The organism is Streptomyces sp. NPDC050610 (assembly GCF_040654875.1).
In the GTDB taxonomy this organism is placed as follows: Bacteria; Actinomycetota; Actinomycetes; order Streptomycetales; family Streptomycetaceae; genus Streptomyces.
In genome coordinates this window covers 1-19,716 of the sequence record NZ_JBFAIV010000037.1, presented here as the reverse complement: position 1 = coordinate 19,716, position 19,716 = coordinate 1, and the positions used below count along the sequence as shown (strand labels likewise).

The following is a 19,716-nucleotide window of genomic DNA, read 5'->3' as shown; positions in this document are numbered from 1 at the left end:
TTCAGTCCCTCAAGGTTCAAGGCTCAAGAGGATCGGCGCAGCCAGTCCTCGAAGCGGGTGCCGCCCAGCCGGGCGCGGCCCTCGTCGGGGACGAGGCTGCGCTCCGCCAGTTCGGAACCGTAATAGCGGGCGTGCGGGTCGGCGATGACCGTACGCGGATCGTGCCACGCGCGCAGCGCTTCGGCGACGAGCTGGTCGAAGCGGAACTGCTGGGGCCCGGCCACCTCGGCCACGCCCTTCAGCGGAGTCTCCACGGCGGTCCGGGACACCGCTTCGGCGACATCCTCGGCCGCCATGGGCTGGAAGAGCACGGGCGGCACGCGCACGGTGTCGCCGCTGGTAGCGGCGTCGGCGATGCCCTTGACGAACTCGAAGAACTGCGTCGCCCGGACGATCGAGAAAGGGATCTGCCCCTGATGGATCAGCTGCTCCTGGGCCAGCTTCGCCCGGAAGTAGCCGTTGTCGGGCAGCCCCTCGATGCCGACGATCGACAGCGCCAGGTGGTGCGCCACGCCCGCCGCGGCTTCGGCGGCCAGCAGGTTGCGGGTGGAGGTGGTGAAGAAGTCCAGCACCGCCGAGGCTTCGAACGAGGGCGAATTGGACACGTCCACGACCACCTGGGCCCCGGCCAGCACCTCGGCGAGGCCCTCGCCGGTGAGGGTGTCGACGCCCGTACTGGGCGCGGCGGGCACCGCCTCGTGCCCACGGTCGTTGAGTTTGCCGCACACTTTGCTGCCGATGAGGCCGGTGCCTCCGATGACCACGATCTTCACGTCGCGTACTCCTTGCTCTGAGGGATCGGGGGGGCCTTTCCAAGGCGGACCGCGGCTGGTCCAGGCGCCGCCTGGCGGCGCCGACGACTTCGCCGGCGTTGACGGCGGGGATTGTCAGGCCGGCCGGGGCGCGCGCAGGTGCGCGCGCTGCTTCAGTTCGTCGTCGTCCACCAGGACGAGCATGGGCCGTCCCGGCGCGCAGAGCATGGTGACGAGAAAACGCAGGCGCGTGTCGGTGAGGCCGTTGCCGTCCTGGTAGTGGATGACGTCCCCACCGGGCTCCCAGAACGTCTCCCCGGCGCGGACGATCCGCTCCGGTTCGCCTTCCAGCTCGAAGCGCATCTCCCCCTCCAGCACGTAGCCGAAGGCCGGCCCGGAGTGGCGGTGCGGTGGGGTGCCCGGGTCGCCGGGCGGGTACTCGATCTGGACGGTCATCGCGTGCGCACCCTCCGGAATGCCGGGCGGGGCGGCCTCTTGCAGCACGGTCAGCGCGGTCTTCCATGCCTCTGAGCGCGGGTGTTCGCCGGTGTCGGGCATGGCGGGTCTCCCTCTGCGGAGCAGGATTTCCAGGGCGTACGGACGGTGCGGGCGTACGAGCTTCGCGGCCCCCTACGGACTGTGCGGGGGTACGGACGTTGCGCGCGGTGCGTGGCCTTGTGCGGCGATGCGGGCTCGGCGTGCGTACGGGTTCGTGAAGGCCCCCGGCCCATGGGCGTGCCCGGGAAGGTTCCATTGTTCAGAGCCCCGGCATGCGCGGTGAGCGCCAATCCGGACACTTCCGCGACACCGCGCCGGAGACGGGAGCTCTGCCGTACGCGTGGGGGTGCGGAGCGTGGGCGCGTCGCCCGCTTGCGTACGAGGACGGGGCGCTCGCGCATCGGCGTCAACGTGTGGTGAAGGCTCCCCCGTTGACGTGCAGCGTCTGGCCGGTGATGTGACGGGCACCCAGGGAGGCGAGGAAGCGGACGGTCTCGGCGATGTCTTCGACCGTGCCGGGGCGCTTGTTGTGCGTCTCCTCGACGAGCGCGCGGTGGCGGTCGTCGGCCAGTTGGCCCTGGAAGAAGTTGGTGCCGGTGACGTAGCCCGCGGCGATGACGTTGCTGGTGATGCCCTGGGGGCCGAGCTCGCTGGAGAGTGAGGCGTTCCAGGCGGCCAGTGCGGCCTTGGCCGCGCCGTAGGAGCCGCCTCGGCGTTCGGCTCCGATCGATCCGATGCTGATGATGGAGCTGCCTGCGGCGAGCCTTGCGCGGAGGGCGGTGGTGGTCAGTACCGCGCTCAACAGGTTCTGTTCCAGGTTGGCTTGCCACTCGGCCAGCACTGCGGCCAGTTCCGGTACCGCCGCGCCGGGGGCCGACGGGGGCAGGCCGCCTGCCGCGTTGACCAGGACGTCCAGGGTTGGGAACCGGTCGGCGAGGGCCGCTACCCGGACGGGGTCGGTCGCGTCGCAGGCCACGCCGTGCACGCCGAGTTCCTTGGCGGCCTGTTCGACGGTGTCGGGGTGGCGGCCGGTGATGAAGACCTCCGCCTGATCGGCGGCGAACCTCGCGGCGACGGCGCGGCCGATGCCGCTGGTGCCTCCGGTGACGAGCACAGTGCGGGACAAGGGTCCTCCTGCATCAGTATGATCAGTACGCCTAGCTTACGTTTAGCTCTAAACGTAGCAGGTCGCGGCCTCGCCTGCGACAGGACCGTTACACAAAATGCGCTTTTCACATGGTGTGAAGTGGTCTGGTCCTGATTGACTCGCCGGATGCGCAACGTCCCCCTTCTCACCCTCCCCGCCGCCGTCGCCGTCACCGGCGCGCTCTTCCTCACGGCCTGCGGCTCGCAGAAGGCCGGCTCCGGCTCAGCGAGGGACGGCTCGATGCACGCGGAGGGGGCGGGTCCCTCAGGTCGGCCCGGCGTGTCCTCTTGCGGGGCCCCGGCAGCCGGCGCCTCGGCCACGTCCACCTCACCGCCTCTGACCGGGGACCCCGCCGAGCTGGAGAAGGACGGGGTAAAAATCACCGGCCTGGGCGACGGTGGCCGGGCCTGCGCCGACTTCGCGGTCACCAACCACGAGGCCGAGGCCCTCACTTACACGATCACGTTCACGTTCATGTCGGATGCCGGCGAAGCGCTGGCGAACACGGAGAAGACCGTGCCGTCCGTGAAGCCCGGTCAGTCCGTGCGGCGCACGATCACCGCGGACGGACTGCCCTCGGGCGGGCTGTCCGCGGAGGCGCGTCGATACGCACGCGTGCAGATCACGAAGGTACGGAGCATCCCGGCCGGCGAAGCGCCCTCCAAGGGAGGCGCCTGCCCGTCCTCGGGGGTGCGTGTGTACGCCGATGACGGCGATGCCGCCATGGGGCTCCGCGCCGTGAGCATCCACCTGGAGAACTGCGGCGACCGAGTCAGCCGGCTCAACGGCTACCCGCGGCTCCAACTGCTCGACGCGGCTCACAAACCGGTCGACGGCGTGCGCGTTCTGCACGGCGGCGCCTCCATCTCCACCGGCACCGGAGCCGACGGCGCGCCGCAGCCGCTCGCCCTGAAGCCCGGCGAGCGCGCGTACGCCGTACTGGTCTGGCGCAACACCGTCGAGGGCGGCGTTCCCGTGAACGCCCCCTACGTGCGGGTGCGGGCGAAGCCCGGCGCGGACCCGGTGATGGTGACCCCGGAACTCGACCTGGGCACGACGGGGAAGCTCGGCATCGGCCCGTGGAAGAAGGACGAGACACATCGGACGCCGAGCGGCGGCGGCAGGCCCGGCGCGCAATCGCCTGAATCTCCGGGCCGGCCGGGCGCCCCCTGACGGACCCTGGTCCTGAGGGGCTCTTCGAGCGCACGCCCAGAACCTGCTGGTCAGGGCGATTGTCAGTGGCGGGTGTCAGGATCACCGGCATGGACGCGAAAACATTCGGCTGGCGGCGCTTCCTCACCCGGTGGAGTGAGGAGTGGGCCGACGCCCAGGGCGACTTGAGTGAGCTGAGTCCGGACGACGCCGAAGCGCGGCGGCGCGGATGGCTCGGTTCCGGCCCTGCCGCCGAGGCGGATATCACCGCCATGGAGGCGCGGCTCGGATGTGAGATGCCGCCGTCCTACCGGGAGTTCCTGCGGGTCAGCGACGGCTGGCGGCACGCGGGCGGTTTCGTCTGGATGCTGGCCGGCACCCGCGAAGCGCACTGGCACGAGGACGCGAGCGGGCTCGGTGAGGACCTCGACGGGTTCTGGGGCGAGGAGGACAACTCTGAGGAGGTCCGGGCACAGGTCGGCCTGTGGTCGCGCGGGCTCCAGTTGGACGTGGAGTCGGACGCCACGTACGTGCTGCTCGACCCGGAGGACGTCGGACCGGACGGCGAGTGGGCGGTGCGGGTATGGGCGTCCTGGCGGGCCGCGGACCCCGAGCGATACCCGTCGTTCGCGGCGTTCATGGTCGCCATGCACCGGGAGTTCCACTCCCTCCAGGCCGGCCGGAACGAGCGGGCGGGCGCCCCGGCGTTCGTCAACGAGACGACTCGCGACCAGGACGCCGCCGTGACCCGGGCCCGTACCGCGGCGCTCCGCGGCCGTCACGAGGAGGCTGTCCCGCTGCTGATGGGCGCTCAGAAGTACGGCCGACCGCGCGCGCCCGAGCTCCTGCGTCAGATCGGGCAGCTGGGCGGGGCGCACGACCAGGGCGGACGGCCTCCGCTTCCCGACGATCCCTGCTTCCTGTCCGAGCTGCTTCCGCTGGCCGCTGCCGATTCCCTCAGCAGCGGCCGCCCCGTGGATGACTGGCGCTTCGCCGATCCCGACCGGTTTCCCGATACCGCGCAGGCCGCGGCGGACATCCTGCGCGAGATGCGCGAGGGGACGTACCGCTACCAGCCCGGCGGCGCGTTCGGCGACGCGGTCGACGCGGCCCGCGAGTCGGCCCGTTGGGGCGACACCGACGCCGCCTGGCGGCGCCTGCGCGCCGCGCTTCCGTTGTGGGAGCCGCTCGGCCCCGATCACATCGCTCCGGTGGGCCTGCTCGCCGACCCCGTGCTCGCTCCGGTGCTCACCGCCGAGCGGCGCCTTGAGCTGTTGGCGACCCCGCGCGGCGGCGAGAGCGGCCCGGTCCCGGCCCCCGTGCTCGACCAGGACCCAGGCGGCCTCTCGTGGCTCGCGCGCCCCGGGGGACTAGGACCGGGCCAGTCGTCGCGGAGTGACTTCCGCATGGTCCTGGTCGAAGGCGTCGCCCCGGAGGAACTGCCCGCCCTCCTCGGCTCGTCGCCCGACGCGGTCCTCTCCCCGCCGCTGCGGCGCGGGGAACTCCACCGTCACCACCGCCCCCATCAGCGGGGTTCCTCCAGCTACGACGACAAGGCCCTGCTGAGCGTCGGGCGAGCGGGGGTGGGTTGGAGCTTCGGGTTCGATGGGGACCTGCCTGCCTGGTTCCTCTCGGAGCGGTTCGTCTCCCCCGCGCGGGACGCCTCGGCCGGCGGCGGCCGGGCGATCGTGGTGTGGGGCGGGTGCCGCAGGGACGCCCCGGTCTTCCACCTGTCGGTCGCGCGGGGCGGGACGACGCTGTACGCGTTCACGGTGCGGGACGGGGCGATCGAGGACGTCTGCGGCGCCGTTCCCCCTGAACTGGCCCCGGCCGCCCTCGGTTTCGACACCCCGGGCACGGCTGCCCAGGCGGAGGCGGCGGTCCGCGCCCTGGACGCCATCGCCGATCGGTACGGCGTCGCCCTGCCGCGTTTCGCCATCACCGAGGGCAGGCTGCACTCCTTCGAGTCGACGTCCTGGATACGCCCGCCAGGCCCCGGGGAGCCCTACGCGTCGATCGGGTTCTGCTGACGCACGGCCTCGGAGAGGCCAGCGCGCAGCTCACTCCCGGCTGACGGCTGACGGCTGACGGCTGACGGCTGACGGCTGACGGGCGACGCGCGGTCCCGGCGATTGCCTGCGCGACGCTCGTCCTCGGCTGACGGGCAGCCCTGGGATCCGCGGCCTGCGCGCGGCCGAACCCCTCGTCCCTCTGCGGCAGCGACCGCCGCGGGGAGACCGAGCCCACCCCGGTGAGTCCGAGCCCGCCCGGTGAGTCACCGTCTCAGCCGATTCGCGATCAGCGTGACCTGGCGGGGAACGGGCGGGCTCCGTCTAGGACTTGGGCGCCGGGCGCGGGTCGATCGGGGTGAGGACTCCGAGCCGGTCCTCGATCGACTGGGCGGCCGCCAGGCACATGTCCTCCCGGAACGCGCGGCCGACGATCTGCACCCCCGACGGGAGCCCGTCGATCATCCCCGTCGGCACGGCCACTCCGGGTACGCCGACGAAGCTGGTCACGGTGCACAGGCGCATGCCCGAGCCGACCCGGTCGCGGCCCGCCCTGTCGCGCGACTCCAGCCCTGGCTCGACCGGCGGCTCGGTGAAGGACGGGCCGAGCAGCAGCGGGTACTCGTGGAGGAATTCGGCCCACGAGCGGCGGATGTTCAGCCAGGCGCCCATCAGTTTCATGAGTTCTTCCGCGCTCACGGGCGGGGTCTGTTCCATCGCCATCGCGATGTAGCGGTCCCCGCCTTCGCCCAGCAGCTCGCGCACCGCGGGCCAGCTCGGGGCGAACTCGGTCACGGTGATCCGGCCGTACGCCTCCAGCGCCTCGTCCAGGCGCGGTACGTCCCGTACCTCGCGCACGTCGTACCCGGCGTCGGTGAGCGCGTCGGCCGCCGTCGCCACGGCCCTGCGAACGGCAGGGTGGACGCCGTGTCCACCCGGGTCCGCCACGACGGCGACCTTCACCGGGCCGGGGAGCGGTTCGCCGTAGGCGGGCGCCGGTACGGCCCGCGGGTCGCGGGGGTCGGTGCCGGCCAGCGCCTCGTACGCCAGCCGCAGGTCGCCGACGCTCCGGGCCAACGGGCCGTCGGTGACCAGCAGTTGGGAGGCTGGGCCGGGATCGTCCGGGCCGAGGGCACGGTGGTCGGCGGGGAACCGGCCCGTGGAGGGTTTCAGCCCGGCCACACCGCAAAACTGGGCCGGGATGCGCACCGATCCGCCGGAGTCGTTGCCGAGCCCGAGCGCCGCCATGCCGGTGGCTACGGCCACCGCGTCTCCACCACTGGTCCCACCAGGAGTCCGAGTGCTATCCCACGGATTGAGGGTGTCGCCGAACAATTCGCTGCGGGTGTGCATGCCCGCCAGGATCAGCGTCGGCATGTTGCTGTGCCCGATGGGGATGGCACCGGCCGCGCGCAGCCGCGCCACCGGGGGCGCGTCGGCCGACGCCACCAGGTCGCGGAAACGCTCCGTGCCGAACGTGGTGGGCACGCCTTCGACGGCGGTGCTCTCCTTCACCGTGAAAGGCACGCCCGCGAGCGGCCCCATCGCCTCACCGGCCGCCCGTCGGCGATCCGTCCGCTCCGCCGCCTCCCGCGCGCGCTCCGCCAGGAGCTGCGTGACCGCGTTCACCTGAGGGTTGACCTCGGCGATCCGGTCCAAGTGGCTGTCGATCAGTTCGACGGCGGAGATGTCCGCGCGGCGCACCGCCGCCGCCTGCTCGGCGGCCGACAGTTTCCACAAGGCGTCCGCGTTCCGCATGGCCCTTCCCTTCTCGTTCATTTGCCGATGCACCCGTACCCGTATGCGTCGGTGCGCCCGCATACGGCGATGTGCCCGCGCCCGTTCCGATGCGCTTGCATCGGAACCGTATCCTGAGAACTGATACGGGCGCATCGAATAAAGTGCGCCACGGAGCGGAGCACCGCGAAACAGGGAGGTCACCGGGGATGCCCAAGCAGGTCGATCATGTGAACCGACGCCGCCTCATCGCCGAGGCCGTCTGCCGCCTGACCGACGAACGGGGGCTGGAGGGCGTGACCCTGCGCGACGTCGCCACGCGCGCGCAGGTGTCGATGGGCGCCGTTCAGCGGTGCTTCCGCACGAAGGAAGAGATGCTCGTGTTCGCCCTCGGGCACATCGGCGAGCGGATCAACGAGCGCGTGCGGGCCCGCCTCGTCAGAAGCCCGGCGCAATCGGCCGGGACCGCCCTGGGGCACGCGGCCACCGAGGTCGCGCTGCTGCGGGAGGACCACCGCGCCGAGGCCAGGGTGTGGGTCGCCTTCGTCGCACAGGCGGCTGTCAGCGAGGCACTCGCCAAGACGCTCAAGACCAACTACGCGGCTCTGCAAGAGGTGTTCGCGCACCTCATCTCGGAAGCCTCCGAAGCTTCGCGAGCCTCGCAAGCTTCCGAATCCTCGGAGGCGTCGGAAGCTTCGGAGGCATCGCGAGTCCCAGCGGCGGCGGGACCCGTCGAGGACGGCGACAGCCGTGCCGCCGCGCCCGTCGACGCGCAGCGCGAGGCCCGTGCCCTCCTGGCCCTCGCGGACGGCCTCACCGCGCACGTCCTCATCGGCCATCTCACCCCGCGCGAGGCCCAAGACGTCCTCCACGCGCACCTGGAGAACCTCTGGGAACGGCCGGGCTCGTAAGACGGCCCCGTAAGACATCATCCGTAAGGCCTCATGGGGCCCGGCACCCATGACAAATGTCATGGGCGGGTGATGCGCGATCTCACTGCCCGGCCGCCGAGGTCCCCGAAGACGATGGGCCGTATGACAGAGAAGACCAAGACCGCCCTCGCCTTTCGGGTCGAAGACCTGACCCACCCGCGCAGCCTCAAAGCTCTCCGCAGCGCGAAGCGGCTCGCCGGCGGCTACCTCGCCATCAGTGTGCTCACCCTCGCCGCCATCATCGTGATGCGCGACGACGCCTCGGTGGTGAACGACGCCGTCTGGGTCCGGGGGACCATCGTCGTCGCCAGCGCCATGCTGACGTTCGCCTTCGCCGCTCGCACCGCGCGCGGCTCCCGCGGCGCGTACCGCAGGCTGCGGATCGCCTCGGGCGTCATGGTGGTGGCCATCGCGTGCATCATCGCGCTGCCCGGCACGTTCCCGATGTGGATGAAGATCGAACAGGGGGTGTGCGGGCTGGCCCTGCTCGGTGTCGTCCTCCTCGTGAACGGCCCGCGGATGCGGGCTCTGTTCGCGGCCAAGTGAGCCGAGGAGCCGACCGGGCCGAGGGGGCCGAGCACGCGACGGTGTCGACGGCGGTGCACCGCGGCGCACCGAGACGCGGCGCACCGAGACTCAGAGCGGCGCTCCGGACGGCGAAGCGGCGGCGGGTTCGCGCCGAGGCGGCGGTGTTAGCGTTCCTGCCATGGACAACACCGGGAAAGAGCCGGTGAGCGGCGGTCCGGAGGGCGACTCGCTGCGGTGGGCTCGGGGGTGGCGGCGCATGGTCCTGGCCGCCGGGATGCTCGTCTATCCGTGCGCGACGGCGGTCGGGGCGACGCAGTACGCGACCGGCGCCGGCGCCGTCGCCGGGTATGTGATCGTGGCCGGTTTCTGCTGCTGTTACGTGCTCGCCGCCCTGTCCGCGGCCCAGCGCGCCTGGCGCCGCCTGGCGGCTCTGCTCGGGGTCATGACGGCGCTGTTCGTCGCCGAACTGCCCATCGCCAGGGAGTACGCCTTCTTCCTGTGCGCCGTCGTCGTATCGTTCGCCGCCGCCTTCTTGAAGCGGCACGCGGTGCTGATCGTGGCGGCCGGGGCGCTCGCGGCGCTCGTCGTGCCGTGGGCGGTACGCCCGTGGCACAGCGGGCCCGGCTGGTTCGAGGCGATCGCCGTGGTCTTCACCGCTCTGACGGTCTACGGGTTCTCCGAGATCGTGGTGGCCAACCGCGCGTTGCTGGAGGCGCGTGCGGAGGTCGCCCGGCTGGCGTCGGAGGCCGAACGGGCCCGGATCGCGCGCGATCTGCACGACCTGCTCGGCCACTCGCTCACGGTCATCACGGTCAAGAGCGCGCTCGCGCGCCGGCTGACCGCGAGCGGCTCCTCCCGTTCGCTGGACGAGATCACGGAGGTGGAGACCCTGTCCCGGCAAGCGCTCACCGATGTACGGGCCGCGGTGTCCGGCTATCGGGATGTGACCCTTACGGGCGAGATCGCGCGGGGCAGGGAACTGCTCCGGGCGGCCGGCGTCCTGGCCGACCTGCCGACGGCCACCGACATGGTCGACGGCGCACACCAGGAACTGTTCGGCTGGGTGGTGCGCGAGGGCCTGACCAACGTCGTACGGCACGCGCACGCCACCCGGTGCACGGTCACCCTGTCGGCCTCGCACGTGGAGATCCGCGACGACGGCGTGGGCGGCTCGGCCCCCTCCGGCAACGGCCTCGGCGGACTCCGGGAACGGGTCGCGGCGGCCGGCGGCAGCGTGGACGCCGGGCCGCCGGCCTCGGGTGGCTGGCGGCTGCGCGTAACCCTCGACCCGACGGACGGTACTCCGGCATGACGATCCGACTGCTGCTCGCCGACGACCAGGAGCTGATCCGCAGCGCGCTGTCCGCGCTCCTGGAACTGGAGGAGGATTTCCAGGTCGTCTGCTCCGTGGGCCGGGGCGACGAGGTCATCCAGGCGGCTCGCGAACACCGGCCCGACGTCGCCCTGCTCGACATCGAGATGCCCGGTCTGGACGGACTGGCAGCGGCGGCGGTGCTCGCCGCCCAGGTGCCGGACTGCCGCGTGGTGATCCTCACGACCTTCGGGCGCTCGGGCTATCTGCGCCGGGCGATGGAGGCCGGCGCCGTCGGATTCGTGGTGAAGGACGCCCCTCCCGAGGCGCTCGCGGACGCCGTCCGCCGGGTGATGAAGGGGGAACGCGTCGTCGATCCGGCCCTCGCGGCCGCGACGCTCGCGGCGGGCGAGTCCCCGCTCACCGCCCGGGAGCGCGACGTGCTGAACGTGGCTCGCTCGGGCGCCACCGTCGCCGAGATCGCCGCCAAGCTCTACCTTTCCGAGGGGACGGTCCGTAACTACCTCTCGGCGGCGATCGCCAAGACCTCGGCTCACAACCGGATGGAAGCGCTGCGCATCGCGGACGAACGCGGCTGGCTGTAGCGGGGCGGCCGGGGAAGCCGCGGCAGCGGTGGCGTTCGGCGACGGGTTCGAGATCCGCTCCCCGGGCCCTGCGCCGCTTCAGGCTCGTGGCTCGTCCTCCCGGCCCCGGATCGCCCTCCCGGCTCAGGTCGTCTCCCCCGGCCCGCGTCCCTTGTCCAGTTCCCGCTTCAGGGACTCTTTGATCATCTCGGACATGTCGACGGTGTCACCGGCCGGTGGGGCCTGCACGGCGACTTTGGTCCCGTAGTCGGAGAAGTCCGCGGAAGTGGTGGTCACACCCTTCGGCGACTTCATCCATATGTTCATCTTCACCGGAAAGTCGTCGCTGTTGACCCAGACGTCGAAGTCGTAGGAATCCATACCCGTCTCCTCGATGTCCGCGAGTTGCTTCTCGCGCTGCTGTGGCGTGAGGGCCTCGATCTTCTTGGCGGACTTGAGCACGCTCTCGACCGTGAACGCGCCCTTGTAGTGTTCGGCGCGCCCGCCGCCGATGTCTTCGGACCCCACATGCTCGATGACCGGCGCGTTGAGCAGCAGCGCCAGCTTCCGGGCCGGATCGTCGCCTGTTCCCTCCAGCTCGGAGGCCGCCAGCTTCACCGCCTGCGCGTCACCGGCCTCCTCGGCGGCGGCGACCATGTCGAGCTTGACCCACTTCTTGCCGGTGAGTTCCTTGGACTTCCCCTTGTCCATGTACAGGACGTCGTCGACCCAGATCATGCGCATCTTGGCTGTCCGACCGGTCGGCTCCCCGGCCCCACCGCGGTCCACGGTCACGTCCTCGGCCGTGGGGTTCCAACCCATGACGCCGGAGGCCGTCGTCCTCCTGCTGACGCCTGCCTCCGCAGGGGTCGACGTGGTCATCACGACTCTCGCCGACTTCGCCGCCGAGGTCTTCTTGTACGCCGCGGTGATCGCTTGCTCCGGGGTACGCGCGTCCCCGCCGCCCCGGGAACTCTCGTTCCCCGTGTTGTCAGGACTGCCGGCTCTCCCCGCCTTGTCCGCCCCGGCCTGACACCCCGTCATGCCCACCAGCGCTGTCACCACGACCAGCGACACCCCCACGCGCCGCATCACGCTCTTCCGCATGCCCCACCCTTATGTATCCCGCGAACTCGCCTATGCCACGCAGAGTAAGGCAATGGTCTGACATCTCACCCGGCGGCAAGGGGAGCCGCATAGGGGAGCCCGAAGCGCGACAGGTGTCACAAAGGCAGGCTTGTTGGCACCACGATCACAAGTCGGGCGCATAGAACTGTCCGCCGGGGGCATCTGTGTGAGCCGGTGCTTGCCGGGGCGTACGGCATGATGGCGGCCATGCGTAGAGGAGTGGGCGGGGGACTCCGCCGGTTGCGCCCGCGGCGTGCACGCGACGAGTCGGCGCTCGCCGGCATCGAGGCTGAGATCACTGCTTTCGGCGAGGCCCTGAACAGCCATTCCTTCAGCCCCGGCCGGCCCGGTGCCACCGATGCGATGCGCGCCGAGCTGGCGCGCGCCCTCGATGCGTACGAGCAGGCGAAGCGGGACTTCGACGGCGGCCGGGCCCGTACGGCCACGCTCGATGTCCTGCGCGCGCTGGACGAGGGCAGGCACGCGCTGGCCTGCCTGGATGCCCTGCTCGTCGGCGGGCCGCTGCCCGAGCGGATGCCGCTGTGTTTTTTCGACGCGCGGCACGGGCGGGCCGTCCGGCAGATCAGGTGGGCGCCTCCCGGGGGCATCGCCCGCGACATTGCCGTGTGCGCGGCGGATGGGGTGCGCCTGGCGGAGAGCCCGATCCCGATGGCTCCGCGGCCGGAGCCGGCCGGCAGGCTCTCCGGCGCACAGCCGACTCCGGCCAAGTTCCCGACGACAACGCCGGTGAGCGCCCCCCAGCCGCAGATCAGCGGGGAGGGAAGCAGCGGTGCGCAGGCGCTTCAGCTGGCCATGCCGTCGTACAGGCCGGCCCTCATGGTCTTCTCGACGAGTGAACGGGCACGGGTCAATTTGCGTTTCGAGGATACGACGGGGCGCTCCTCACGGCTTTACCGGCTGTCGGGCGACCGCACCCGCGTCATCGCCCGGGTTCCACTGCCCGAAGCGAAGAAGGCAGTCGCCTTCCGGGTATTCGCCGCCGGCGGCCAGGAGCTATGGGCTGCGGCCCTGGCACCACTGCGAGAAGTCCCCCGCTTCCACGGCGAGATCAACGGCACCGGGTCCGACGTCGTGCACTATCGGGGGGAGCCTGGTCCGGGTGTTCTGCGGTACGAGGGACCGAGCATGATCCAGTTGGAGGCCCTGGACGACCGGCTCGCCTACCGGGTCACGGTGGCCGAGGGCAACGCCGGGGAGCACTCGTTCCAGTGGCCGGGCCGCGGCTACTACCAAGTGCGATCGGCCGCGGCATGGAGTCTGTCCGCCACGTGACGAAACGCGGACACATCGCTGCCCTCCGGCCGATCGTGATAGGCAAAGCGGCCGGCAGGCTCTGCCCCGTTCAGTTCAGCCGGCCGACGGGCCACCGGAGCCGGTGACAACTGCGACGCTCTCCGTGCTGCCAGTGACAGGCAGCGTGCTGACCTGCTGGCAACTGTCGAGCCTCGCCGCGCTGGGGCCGCAGGGCAGTGTCCGCCGATGATGCCGACTATCGCGCTTCGGCACAGTACGGCTGGTGACATGACGTCACCCGACCGGCCGCCGCCACGCCACGGCTCCGTGGCCGTTGGGGTGACGCGGCGGCGGGGCGGCCGAGGCGTGGTGCCGGGGTGGCGGAGGGTGGGGAGATGGCCATTGACCGTCAAGCCGTGCCGCGACGTCGATTCCTCACCGGTTGCGGAGCGGGACTGATCTCGCTCTCCGCCCTTCCGCGGGCCCACGCCGCGGGCGGTGCGCCGCCTCCGGCGCCGACCCGGCCGGAACGCACCGTACGAGCCGGGGCCATGACGCTGGCCCTCACCTTCGACGACGGCCCCAGCCCGCTGTACACCCCGCGGGTGCTCGCCGTCCTCGCCCGCTACGACGTGCGGGCGACGTTCTTCATGCTCGGCGGCAACGTCGCGAAATACCCCGACACCGTGCGGCAGGTCGCCGACGCCGGGCACGTGCTCGGCAACCACAGCTGGTCGCACCCCAATCTGGAGACCTTGTCCCCCGCGCAGGTCCGCGACCAGATCCGGCGCACCCAGGACGTCATCGACCGGACCGCGGGCCGGCGGCCCGTACTCTTCCGCGCGCCCGGCGGGCACTTCGCGGCCGCCGCGATGGCCGAGTGCGCCGCGCTCGGCCTGCGTCCCATCTCCTGGTCGGTCGACCCGGAGGACTGGTCCAACCCGGGCAGCCGCCGCATCGCCGACCGGGTGCTGGCCGGGGCCCGCACGGGCTCGATCGTCCTCAACCACGACGGCACCATGAGCGGGCAGGACGTCCCCGAGCACGAGGGCCTCGCCGACCGCACGCAGACCGTCGAGGCGCTCAAGGTCTACCTCCCCCGCCTCAAGGCCGCCGGATACCGCTTCACCACCCCCGACGCGCATCCCTTGCGGTGACCCCACGCGTTGACCCACGCCGTTGGCACACGAACGACAGGAAGGCGGTACGAGCATGACGGGCGCGATCCTCATCACCGGCGCGGGCACCGGGTTCGGCAAGGAGGTCGCGCTGCGCCTGGCCGCGGCCGGGCACCGGGTGATCGCGGGCGTGGAGATCGTCGCCCAGGTCGCCGCGGTACGGGCCGAGGCACGGCGGCGCGGTGCGGACCTGCGGGTGGAGAAGCTGGACGTCACCGACCCCGGCGACCGGGAGAACGCCTGGGCCTGGGATGTGGACGTACTGCTCAACAACGCGGGCGTCTCCGAGGGCGGCTCGACGGTGGACATCCCCGCCGATCGGCTGCGTCGCCAATTCGAGGTGAACGTCTTCGGGCCGATTCTGCTGACGCAGGGGTTCGCGAAGAAGATGGCCGCCCGCAACAGCGGGCGGATCGTTTTCATGTCGTCGGTCGCGGGGCTGACGGTCGACCCGTTCACGGGTGCGTACGCCGGGTCGAAACACGCCGTGGAGGCGTTCGCGGACGCCCTGGACCAGGAACTCGCCGAATTCGGCGTCACCGTCGCCACGATCAATCCCGGCCCGTTCCTCACCGGCTTCAACGACGCGATGTTCGAGGCGTGGAAAGCTTGGCGGGACGATCCCTCCCAACGGCTCTTCGACTACTCCGAACTGGCCTTCCCTCACGAGCAGTACGACCCCGAGCCCGTCTTCGCGACGACGGTCGAGGTACTTCTGGGCGAGGACACCCGCTACCGGCACGTACTGCCCACCGAGATGGAACCGCAGGTCCGTCGCCAGGTGGAGAGCCAGTGGGAACGGCGCCTCAACGACGGCCGCCGCCCCGAACTGGTCCAGCAGGCCCATGACATCTCACCTGCGACAGCCGTCCGCCGCTGACGGCGACCGCTGCCGGCCGTCGGGTCCGGGGGCGGGGCTCTGTGCGCCAGTGGCGCTTGTACTCATTGGGGCGCCCTTCCCCCTTCGGCGGCACCGGCCCCACAGCGGTACAGAGAACTCGGGCCGACCCCCGGTGTCAAAAGCACCACGGGTGCCCTTGAGTTCGATAATCGGTAGAACACCGGCGGCGTGAGCGGGCAGACTGACGGACCATGTCGACAACACTTCCTGCCGGGCCCTTGTGCACGCGCGATTCCCTCGCCGCCGACCTGAGCCGCGCCGGTATTCAGGCGGGCGAGACCCTGCTCGTGCATTCCTCTCTCAGCTCGCTCGGGTGGGTCTGCGGCGGCCCCAGTACGGTGGTTCGGGCGCTGCTCGATGTGCTCGGACCGGAGGGGACTCTGGTGGTGCCGACGCATTCCGGTGAGAATTCGGATCCGTCGCTCTGGAGCAATCCGCCGGTGCCCGAGGCGTGGTGGGCTGCTATTCGGGCCTCGATGCCGGCGTATGACGCGCGTATCACGCCTTCCTTCGGTATCGGCATCATCCCGGAGACCGTCCGCAACTGGCCGGGGGCCGTGCGCAGCGCCCATCCGCAGACTTCTTTCGCCGCTGTCGGGCCGCTGGGCTCCGCGATCGTGGACGGGCACGCGCTGGACTGCCGGCTCGGGGAGCGGAGTCCGTTGGCCCGGCTGGAGGAAGCCGGAGCGCGGATTCTGCTGCTGGGGGCGGACTTCGAGTCCTGTACGGCCTTTCATCTCGCCGAGTGCCGGGTTCCCGCGCCGGAGGTCGACAACTCCTTCGCCGCCATGACTCCGCAGGGGCGTCGCTGGATGACCGTACGGGACACCGGGATCAGCGGGGAGCGCTTCGACGAGCTGGGCGCGGACTTCGAGAAGGAGCGGCCGGTGGTGCGGGGCACGGTGGGCGCTGCCGACGCCCGGCTGTTTCCGCTGGCCGACGCCGTGGCGTACGCCCGGACCTGGATCACGCGGCACCGGCCGTACGTGCCCGAGTCCTGACCGGTGGCGGCGCCGAGGTCCGGCCGTGCCGGCCGGGTCCTGAGGGGCATGCTGCCGGGGGCCGGCCGGTGCCCGTGCCTACGATGTGGCCATGGCCCCGTTCCTGATCGAATGCCGGACCCCGCTGCCGGTGGATGAGGCGTGGCGGCGGCTCACCGACTGGGAGCGGCACGCCGCGTACGTACCGCTCACCCGGATCACCGTGACGACCCCGCCGCCGAGCGGGACGGGTACGCGGTTCACGGCTCGTACGAGCGTCGGGCGCGTCGCCGTCGACGACGTCATGGAGGTCGTCCGCTGGCAGCCGCCGTCCGGGCACGGCCCAGGGCGTTGCCGGCTGGAGAAGCGCGGGAGGGCGATCACCGGCTGGGCCGAGATCGAGGTGTACGGGCACGGGGCCGGGGCGCGTGCGCGCTGGACCGAGGAGCTGCGGGTCCGAGGGGTGCCGCGGGTGCTCGACGCGCCGACCGCGTGGGCCGGGCGGCTGGTCTTCGGGAGAGTGCTGAGGCGTCTGCTCGACGCGTGAAAGGGCGGCCCCGGCCTCCGGGTGCCGCCCTTCGCCTGCGTCGAGCCGAGATCAGCTCTCGCGCGGGCTCAGCTCGCCCATCGGGCCCCAGTCCTCGGCCGGGATCTCGGCGTTGATGATCTGCGGGGTGGCGGCGATCAGCTCCGGCATCCACGCCATCGCGGTCTGGAAGTGCTCCGAGTTGACGTGCGTCTCGCCCGCGGTGGCGTCCTTGAACGCTTCGAGGAGGACGAACTGGTTCGGGTTCTCCACGCTGCGCGACCACTCGAAGAAGACGTTGCCCGGCTCCGCGCGGGTGGCGCGGGTGAACTCCTCGACCCGCGGCAGCCACTCCTCGCGGTACTCGGGCCGGACGGTGAACTTGACGTTGATGAGGATCATGGCGCTGCTCCTTCGCTGCACGGCGGGCTGACCGCCGGGTCGACTCGGAAGCCCCCAGCGTGCCGGGTACGGTACCGGGCCCGGAAGCGCGGACCGTGCCGATTCCGGCCCTGCCGGAAAACCGGCCGCTTTCGGGCGCCGCCGGACGGCTCTGCCAGGGGTTTCCTCAGCACCGGCCCCGGCAGTCCCCTCAGCCGAGCGCCGCCGCCCTCGTCCGCAGGTGGTCGTGGAGGCCGCCGTGCGGCTCCGCCGCCGGCAGCCACTCCTTGCGGAGCTTGGCCACGCAGGTGTAGTTGCTGTCGCAGACGTTCGCGAGCGGGGATTCGACGGCTTGCGTCACGAATTGGTAGGCGTCCAGTTCGCTCAGGCCGTAATCCCGCGCGAGCCACTGGATCAGGTCCAGCTGGGAGATGCGGAAGGCGTCCTCCAGCGGGCGCGCCGAGCCCGTCGAGATGATGTGGGTGTCCGACTCCAGGCGTGGCCAGGGGGTGGCGACGCCCTTGAGCAGTTCCACGATCACGACGCTGTGCATCGCCGTCTCGACCGCCACCCCGCAGGTCTCGCCCTCGCCCTGGCGGGCGTGGCCGTCGCCCAGGCTGAAGAGGGCGCCTTCGACGTTGACGCCGAGGTAGCAGGTGACGCCCGCGCGCATCTCGGGCGTGTCCATGTTGCCGCCGTGCGCGTCCGGGACCAGTGCGGAGCGCACCTCCAGATTCGCGGGTGCGACGCCGACCGTGCCGTGCATCGGGTCCATCGGCAGGGTGAGTTCCAGCTCGCTGTCGCGGGCCGTGAAGCGGCACTGGCGGCGCTCGCGGTCCAGCTGCCAGATCCAGACGGCTTCGGGGAGCGGCGGGTGCAGGGCCGCGGTGGCGTGGGTGGCGGTCAGGGCTCCGAAGAGCGGCACGGTGGTGGAGGCGGCCCAGTCCCGGCGGGGTTCGATGGACACGAAGTGCACGGCCAGGGTGTCGCCGGGCTCCGCGCCCTCGACGTAGAAGGGCCCGGTCTGCGGGTTGACGAAGGGGAACTCGCAGACCTCGGACACCAGGTCCTTCTCCGTCCGTATCCGGCCGCCGAAACAGTCCTCGGTGAAGACGTCGAGGACGGTTCCGGGCGCGATACGGGCCACCGGCGCAGCTCCGCCGAACGTCCAGGCGTAGTCCTGCTCGCCCGGCCGGACGGTGACGATCCGGGGGTCTGAAACGGGGTCGTTCATACGGGCTCCTGATCGCGGTGTGCTGGGGCGGCGGGGAGAAGTCGCGGGCGGGCCCGGCGAGTCGGGGGCCAGTGGGTCGAGGGGGTCGGTGCATCGGGGGCCGGTGCGGCGGGGGCTCGGTTGCCGCTCGCCACTCCTGTCTCTCCCGTCTCCCTCATCCGTCGCGCCTCTCCTGCCGTTCTTGTCTTCCTGTCCCCCTCCCCCAGAGGGTATGGAGGTGGCGGCGGTTGCGGAAGACACCGCGCTTTCCAGGTCAGCGAGGTGTTCAGGCGGCCGCCGGGGCCGGGTGCGCGCCGTTCAGGAGGCGTCCTGCCTCGGGGACCACCGTCGGCAGGCCCAGTTCGGTGAGGATGCGGTGGACCGTGGCCGTCGCCGCCGACAGGACCGGCAGCCCTGACGCGTCCTCCACGTGCTGGATCGCCGACAGCGAGGGCATCTGCACGCACGCGGAAAGCACGATCGCGTCGGCGCCGGTCAGGTCAAGGCGCCGCCAGTGCTCGCGCAGGTCATCCGGGTCGAGGCGGGCCACCGCGAGATTGTCGGGGACCTCCAGGCTCAGCGCGTCCACGACCTCGGTCCCGGCGTCCTCCAGATAGCCGGTGACCATGGCGGTCAGGTCCTTCATGTACGGGGTGACGACGGCGACCCGCCGCGCGCCGAGCGCCTCGATGCCGCTCAGCAGCGCCCCCGCACTGGAGACGACCGGAGCCTCGGCCCCTTGTCCCCGGAGGGCGGCCGTGATCTCGGCTTCGGCCACGCAGTGGTGGCCGGGGCCCTGCGCCATGATCGCCACCAGGCAGGCGGAGGCGACGACGTCGGGGCGGGCGTCGGCGAGTTCGAGGGCGGCGCGCTCCGTCTGGGCGTTCATGCCGCGCAGCTGCTCGGGGGTCACCCGCTGCATCCGGGCGCGGCTGCTGTGGAAGATGAAGTGGTCTTCCGGCTCCACGCTCTCGCGGGACCGCAGCATCCGCGGGAGTTCGGTCTCCATGGTGAGGTTGGAGCTGGGGACGATCATTCCTATGTGATGGTTCGTCATGTTGCTTCCTTGTCTTGCTGTTTGCGGTTCCTGCCTCGTACGGGTCCTGCCTCGTGCGTGTTCGCCGACGCGGGGTCAGATGCTGCCGGTCAGGCCCTCCCAGCGGTCGGCCAGCGCCGTCAGCTCCCCCAGCAGCGCCGCGCGCTCACCCGGCCCGTACGGCCCCAGCAACCGCTCATCGAGCAGCCGCGCCCGCCGGTCCGCCTCCGCCAACGCCCCCTCCCCCGCCTCCGTCAGGAACAACAGCTTCCGACGACCGTCATCCGGAGCCGTACGCCGCACCAACAACCCCCGCCCCTCCAACCGCCGCGCCACATCCGCCATCGTCGACGTGTCCAACGCCACCGCCGAAGCCATCGACGACTGATCCTCACCAGGCGCCGCCCCCACCGCCGTCAACACCGCGAACTGCGGACCCGTCAACACCGGATCCACCAACCGCACCCA

Annotated in this window: 20 protein-coding genes; 11 read left to right on the top strand and 9 right to left on the bottom strand. The window is 71.5% G+C overall.

All coding sequences use genetic code 11. The annotated features are described in order from the left end of the window. Window positions 1–23: 23 nt before the first annotated feature. From AB0I22_RS32765 to AB0I22_RS32755, 3 genes are all read right to left on the bottom strand, one after another. Window positions 24–773 carry an SDR family oxidoreductase gene (locus AB0I22_RS32765; protein ID WP_363134627.1) on the bottom strand — a complete coding sequence of 250 codons (750 nt, stop codon included), beginning with the start codon at window positions 771–773 and terminating at the stop codon, window positions 24–26. A gap of 114 nt (window positions 774–887) precedes the next feature. After that, the gene (locus AB0I22_RS32760; protein WP_363134626.1) at window positions 888–1,310 is read right to left on the bottom strand and encodes a cupin domain-containing protein; all 423 of its coding nucleotides are present in this window, start codon (window positions 1,308–1,310) and stop codon (window positions 888–890) included. Window positions 1,311–1,656: 346 nt separating this feature from the next. After that, entirely contained in the window at window positions 1,657–2,376 is a 720-nt protein-coding gene (locus AB0I22_RS32755; protein ID WP_363134625.1) for an SDR family oxidoreductase, read from the bottom strand. A gap of 147 nt (window positions 2,377–2,523) precedes the next feature. Between AB0I22_RS32755 and AB0I22_RS32750 the strand changes: the two genes are divergently transcribed. Together AB0I22_RS32750 and AB0I22_RS32745 are read left to right on the top strand one after the other, a co-directional pair. Beyond that, window positions 2,524–3,570, top strand: coding sequence for a DUF4232 domain-containing protein (locus tag AB0I22_RS32750; protein ID WP_363134624.1), 1,047 nt, complete (start codon window positions 2,524–2,526; stop codon window positions 3,568–3,570). Window positions 3,571–3,659: 89 nt separating this feature from the next. Beyond that, window positions 3,660–5,579, top strand: coding sequence for an SMI1/KNR4 family protein (locus AB0I22_RS32745; RefSeq protein ID WP_363134623.1), 1,920 nt, complete (start codon window positions 3,660–3,662; stop codon window positions 5,577–5,579). 303 nt (window positions 5,580–5,882) lie between these two features. On the opposite strand, the gene AB0I22_RS32740 is transcribed toward AB0I22_RS32745, so the two are convergent. Continuing rightward, on the bottom strand, window positions 5,883–7,316 hold the full coding sequence (locus AB0I22_RS32740; protein ID WP_363134622.1) for an amidase: 1,434 nt from the start codon (window positions 7,314–7,316) through the stop codon (window positions 5,883–5,885). Between the two features lie 188 nt (window positions 7,317–7,504). Here AB0I22_RS32740 and AB0I22_RS32735 point away from each other — a divergent pair, with 188 nt between their 5' ends. The 4 genes from AB0I22_RS32735 to AB0I22_RS32720 all read left to right on the top strand — a co-directional run bounded on the left by AB0I22_RS32735 (window position 7,505) and on the right by AB0I22_RS32720 (window position 10,672). Further along, the gene (locus AB0I22_RS32735; protein WP_363134621.1) at window positions 7,505–8,206 is read left to right on the top strand and encodes a TetR family transcriptional regulator C-terminal domain-containing protein; all 702 of its coding nucleotides are present in this window, start codon (window positions 7,505–7,507) and stop codon (window positions 8,204–8,206) included. A gap of 123 nt (window positions 8,207–8,329) precedes the next feature. After that, entirely contained in the window at window positions 8,330–8,773 is a 444-nt protein-coding gene (locus AB0I22_RS32730; protein ID WP_363134620.1) for a hypothetical protein, read from the top strand. Between the two features lie 160 nt (window positions 8,774–8,933). Further along, window positions 8,934–10,067, top strand: coding sequence for a sensor histidine kinase (locus AB0I22_RS32725; protein ID WP_363134619.1), 1,134 nt, complete (start codon window positions 8,934–8,936; stop codon window positions 10,065–10,067). Then, the gene (locus AB0I22_RS32720; protein WP_363134618.1) at window positions 10,064–10,672 is read left to right on the top strand and encodes a response regulator transcription factor; all 609 of its coding nucleotides are present in this window, start codon (window positions 10,064–10,066) and stop codon (window positions 10,670–10,672) included. Before AB0I22_RS32725 ends, AB0I22_RS32720 begins: the two co-directional genes overlap by 4 nt. Window positions 10,673–10,795: 123 nt before the next feature. Here the strand turns inward: AB0I22_RS32720 and AB0I22_RS32715 are convergent, their stop codons facing one another. Further along, window positions 10,796–11,758: a hypothetical protein gene (locus AB0I22_RS32715; protein ID WP_363134617.1), complete on the bottom strand. Its 963-nt coding sequence runs from the start codon at window positions 11,756–11,758 to the stop codon at window positions 10,796–10,798. 216 nt (window positions 11,759–11,974) lie between these two features. Here AB0I22_RS32715 and AB0I22_RS32710 point away from each other — a divergent pair, with 216 nt between their 5' ends. The 5 genes from AB0I22_RS32710 (at window position 11,975) to AB0I22_RS32690 (ending at window position 16,639) form a co-directional block, all read left to right on the top strand. Then, entirely contained in the window at window positions 11,975–13,072 is a 1,098-nt protein-coding gene (locus AB0I22_RS32710) for a hypothetical protein (RefSeq protein ID WP_363134616.1), read from the top strand. 377 nt (window positions 13,073–13,449) lie between these two features. After that, window positions 13,450–14,190 (top strand): polysaccharide deacetylase family protein, encoded by a 741-nt coding sequence (locus tag AB0I22_RS32705; RefSeq protein WP_363134615.1) that lies wholly within the window; start codon window positions 13,450–13,452, stop codon window positions 14,188–14,190. A gap of 55 nt (window positions 14,191–14,245) precedes the next feature. Then, a complete protein-coding gene (locus AB0I22_RS32700; RefSeq protein ID WP_363134614.1) occupies window positions 14,246–15,091 on the top strand; it encodes an SDR family oxidoreductase in 846 nt (281 codons plus the stop codon). A 212-nt stretch (window positions 15,092–15,303) separates the two neighbouring features. Next, window positions 15,304–16,113, top strand: coding sequence for an AAC(3) family N-acetyltransferase (locus AB0I22_RS32695; protein WP_363134613.1), 810 nt, complete (start codon window positions 15,304–15,306; stop codon window positions 16,111–16,113). A 91-nt stretch (window positions 16,114–16,204) separates the two neighbouring features. Beyond that, window positions 16,205–16,639: an SRPBCC family protein gene (locus AB0I22_RS32690; protein ID WP_363134612.1), complete on the top strand. Its 435-nt coding sequence runs from the start codon at window positions 16,205–16,207 to the stop codon at window positions 16,637–16,639. A 51-nt stretch (window positions 16,640–16,690) separates the two neighbouring features. On the opposite strand, the gene AB0I22_RS32685 is transcribed toward AB0I22_RS32690, so the two are convergent. From AB0I22_RS32685 to AB0I22_RS32670, 4 genes are all read right to left on the bottom strand, one after another. Continuing rightward, window positions 16,691–17,020, bottom strand: a complete 330-nt coding sequence (locus AB0I22_RS32685; RefSeq protein ID WP_363134611.1) for a putative quinol monooxygenase — start codon at window positions 17,018–17,020, stop codon at window positions 16,691–16,693. Window positions 17,021–17,210: 190 nt separating this feature from the next. After that, window positions 17,211–18,233 (bottom strand): acetamidase/formamidase family protein, encoded by a 1,023-nt coding sequence (locus tag AB0I22_RS32680; protein ID WP_363134610.1) that lies wholly within the window; start codon window positions 18,231–18,233, stop codon window positions 17,211–17,213. 265 nt (window positions 18,234–18,498) lie between these two features. Beyond that, a complete protein-coding gene (locus tag AB0I22_RS32675) occupies window positions 18,499–19,269 on the bottom strand; it encodes an Asp/Glu racemase (protein WP_363134609.1) in 771 nt (256 codons plus the stop codon). Window positions 19,270–19,344: 75 nt separating this feature from the next. Beyond that, a partial coding sequence (locus AB0I22_RS32670; protein WP_363134608.1) for a MarR family transcriptional regulator occupies window positions 19,345–19,716 on the bottom strand: 372 nt, incomplete at its 5' end.